The sequence below is a fragment of the Mycobacterium sp. genome, from assembly GCF_049280035.1.
In the GTDB taxonomy this organism is placed as follows: Bacteria; Actinomycetota; Actinomycetes; order Mycobacteriales; family Mycobacteriaceae; genus Mycobacterium.
The window spans coordinates 1-3730 of sequence record NZ_JBAPPI010000517.1; the positions used below are offsets into that span (position 1 = coordinate 1).

At 63.6% G+C, this 3730-nt stretch carries 3 protein-coding genes; 1 reads left to right on the plus strand and 2 read right to left on the minus strand.

From position 1 onward, the window contains the following. Both WAN71_RS16745 and WAN71_RS16750 read right to left on the minus strand, forming a co-directional pair. The coding region (locus WAN71_RS16745) for a mechanosensitive ion channel domain-containing protein (protein ID WP_422226411.1) at positions 1-624 on the minus strand (624 nt) is incomplete at its 3' end. Then, the gene (locus WAN71_RS16750; protein ID WP_422226412.1) at positions 621-2798 is read right to left on the minus strand and encodes an adenylate/guanylate cyclase domain-containing protein; all 2178 of its coding nucleotides are present in this window, start codon (positions 2796-2798) and stop codon (positions 621-623) included. The genes WAN71_RS16745 and WAN71_RS16750, both read right to left, overlap by 4 nt. 174 nt (positions 2799-2972) lie before the next feature. Here WAN71_RS16750 and WAN71_RS16755 point away from each other — a divergent pair. Beyond that, positions 2973-3730, plus strand: a 758-nt coding sequence (locus WAN71_RS16755; protein ID WP_422226413.1) for a PfkB family carbohydrate kinase, incomplete at its 3' end; no start/stop codon positions are given.

Consider the following 3730-nt stretch of genomic DNA (forward strand, 5'->3'; position numbering starts at 1 on the left):
CTGCAATCCGCGGTCGGTTTGGATGTGAACGGCGCGCCAGTTCGCTTCGACGATGCGTCCGCGCGCCTCTGGGGTGTCCAGCCAGTCGCCGATCCGGAAGGGTTGCTCGAACAACATGAACAAGCCCGACACGATCTGGCCGACGGAATTCTGGAGCATCAGGCCGATGACCACCGAGGTAACGCCGAACGCGGTGAACAAGCCACCGACACGCACTCCCCAGATGTCGGAGAAGATCAGCGCCAGTCCTACCGCGATCAGCAAAAGCCGTGTTGCGTCGCGAAATATCGTCGGTACCCGCTGGCGCCAAGAGCCCTGCGGAGCGCCCTCAAACACCGTGGCGTTCAGCCCGGACAACACCAGCACCAGCACTAAAAAGCCGAATACCGTCGCGAGTACCCGCACCGGGGCGAACTGGGCCGGCACCTGCGCCACCTTGACCAACAGCAGCAGTAGCGCGGTCAAGGGCACCACATAGTTGCGTAGCAGGTTGACCGGTCGGGCCAGAGCGCTGTGCCTGCGGGCGAGCACCTGGTGCAATTCGGTCAGACCGATCAGCGTGAGGGGCAGTCCGACGATTAGCCCGGCGGCCCAGTAAAGCCAGTCTGGCTCAATGAATTTCACTTACGCTCCGCCAATCGCCAGATCGGCTGCGCCACGCCGCCCACCGTAATGCTGCCTGCGGGCGTGAACTGCCGAATGTCATGCATCACCTCGTATACCTCGGAGGTGACATAGATTCCCGACTCCGTTGCACCGCTACGCATTTGGTACGCCAGATTGACCGCGGCGCCCCACATGTCATAGATGACGCTGGTGCGGCCGACCAGTCCACTGATGACGTCGCCGGTGTTAACGCCGGCCCGAAGACTCAGGTGGTGGCCCGTCCGGCTGTTGAACCGCTCGATAATGCGCTGCATCTCCACGGCGAAGTCGATGGTTCTGGGCACGCTGTCCAGCCGCGGAACATTCAAACCGGTGCTGGCGAGATACCCGTTGTGTACGGTGCGAATCGGCTCGACGCCAAGGGTTTCCGCTGCCGAATCGAGTTCCCGGACCAGCTCGTCGATAATCTCGACCAATTCGTCACCGGACAGGTCGTCGGAGATCTCGTCGAGGCCGACGATGTCGGCGAAGATGACAGTGACGTCCTGGTGCTCTTGCGAGATGGTCTGTTCGCCTTCACGGTAGCGCCGCACGACCGGCTCGGGCATCAACGACAGCAGCAGACGGTCGTTTTCCCTGTGCTGTTCGGTAAGCAGCTCATCTTTGATCTCCAGATTCCGGCTCATCTCGTTGAAAGCGACAGTGAGATCTCCGATCTCGTCACGCGATGTCACCGGTATCGCGATGTCATAATTCCCGGCGCTGATCTCCTGCGCGCCGGTCTGGAGCCGCCGGAGCGGCCGCACGAATATCTGGGCGACCAGCATTGCCGCCACGCAGATGACGAAAACCATCGTCGCGACGGTCAATATCAGCGTCCGGGTGAATGATTTGATCCGGGCGTAGGCTTCGGCGGTGTCCCTGGTCGCCACGATCGACCAACGCAGGTCCGAATTCGGCACTGATAACGGCGCGTAGGCCGCCAGTTCCTTGTCTCCTAAGTAGCCGGTATCGATAACCGTTCCGCTCTGCCCGCGGTCGGCGGCGCGAACAGCTGCGGTCGCGACGGGCTGGACCAGCGTCGTGCCGTGCCACCTGATCGCTTTTTCGACAACGTCGGGTGGGGTGCCTGCCGCCACGGCCTCGCGCTGGTATTTCTTGGGGTCCTCCAAGAATAACCGCGAATCAGAACGCATCAAGTCGTCCGGACCGGCCAGATACGTCTCCCCGGTCTCTCCCATGCCGACGGCTTTCCAGTGCTTGTCGGCAGTCATGACCTGGTTGACTTTCGAGATGGGTAACGGCAGCGCCAGCACTCCCGCCGTCTTGCCCGCCGCAGTGATCGGCGACACCAGCCATGCGACCGGCGCCCCGATTGCAGCCTGGAACGGGTGGAAGTCGGTGATCCACACGAAGTCCACTGAGTCGGCGGCCATTGCCTTTTCATAAGCGCCGCGCAGGTTGGACTCCCGATACGGACCGGTCAGGATATTGGTGCCCAGCGCGGCGCCCTTGTTAACGCTGTAGACCAGGTTGCCCCGAGTGTCGAGCAACATTGCGTCACGGTATTCGAAGCGAGTCGCGATCTCGCGAAAGTAGTTGTTGAATCGGGCATTCGCGGCCGACCATGCGCTGCCGTCGCCGGGGTCGTCGGGGGTGGTTGAAGTGCCGAACGACGGGATGGTGTAGTGAACCTGAAGATACTTCTGCGCGTTGCTGTCCGGCAGCACCGCGTTGAGGCTTAACTCATCGCCGGTCGCCCGCTGGATCGGTTTGATCAGCTTGTCGTTGTAGAAGTTCACCAGCGACTGCTGTTGGCCCGGGTCGATCGTCGCGTTGGCGAGTTCGTCGAAGCCCGCGGTGAACGCCTGCACCGCCTCGACGGCGGTCGACCCGCTGCTGTATACGGCCAGCGAATTCGTCAGGTCCGCGAACAGCATCTCTATTGCCCGCTTCTGTGCCTCACGCGACTGGACCGCTCGTTCTTCGGCGGCGGGCAACAGGGCGTGACGTCCTGCTATGTACTCGACGACGCAGATCACCGCCAACGACGCAAGGCTGGATACCAGTAGCATCACCATGATCTTGGACTGAATGCTGAGCCGGGATAGCGGCCGTGGGTGTCGCCTACCCTTGCCGGCCGGGACCGTTTGCTCTTCCGGCACCGGATCAGTTGAGCGCCGCAGCGTCAATCGGCTTCCTTTCGCTGTCGGGCGGAAAAAGCCCAGATCACGCAGCAGCGTAACGCGAACGATGTACCGAAATTGGATTTGCCGAAAACCGTTATCAACGCGCCATTGTGCAACCGAGCGCGACTCCATACCGTCGGCGGAGTGACACGCGTATGCGTGGTGGGCAGCGTGAATATGGACATCGGGTTCGACGTCGACACACTGCCGCACCCGGGCGAGACGGTGCTGGCGGCGTCGTTCCGATCGACACCTGGTGGCAAGGGCGCCAATCAGGCGGTGGCGGCTGCGCGTGCCGGAGCACGTGTGCAGTTCGTCGGAGCCGTGGGTGACGATCCGGCGGCGGCAGCGCTGCGCGAGCACCTGACCGCGAACGGCGTGGGCACCGACGGGCTCATCACTTTGCCCGGCCCCAGCGGCAGCGCAGTCGTCGTGGTCGACTCGGCCGGTGAGAACCTCATTGTCGTCGCGCCGGGCGCCAACGGTCGCCTGATGCCGGACTCCCCCGCGCTGCGCAGGTCCGTCGCCGATTGCGATGTGCTGTTGCTGCAGTTGGAGATACCGGTCACGACGGCCACAGCAGCTGCCCGCGAGGCGCATTCGGCCGGAGCGACCGTCATCCTCAACGCCTCACCGTCCGGCGCCGATCCAGCCGAGCTGGCTGAGCTGGCTGAGGAGACGGATGTGGTGGTGGTCAACGAAGCCGAAGCCGCACAATGGGTTTGGCCGGTCCCGCATCGAGTGATCACCCAAGGCGGCCGCGGCGCCAGCTATGTCGGCGGCGGAGAGGAGCTCACTGTCGCGCCACCGGCCGTAAAGGTCGTCGACACCTCCGGCGCCGGCGACGTGTTCGCCGGCGTGCTCGCCGCGGGCTGGTCGAACGGGCACGACCACGCGTTGCGCCGGGCTTGCGCCGCTGGCGCGCTGGCGACACT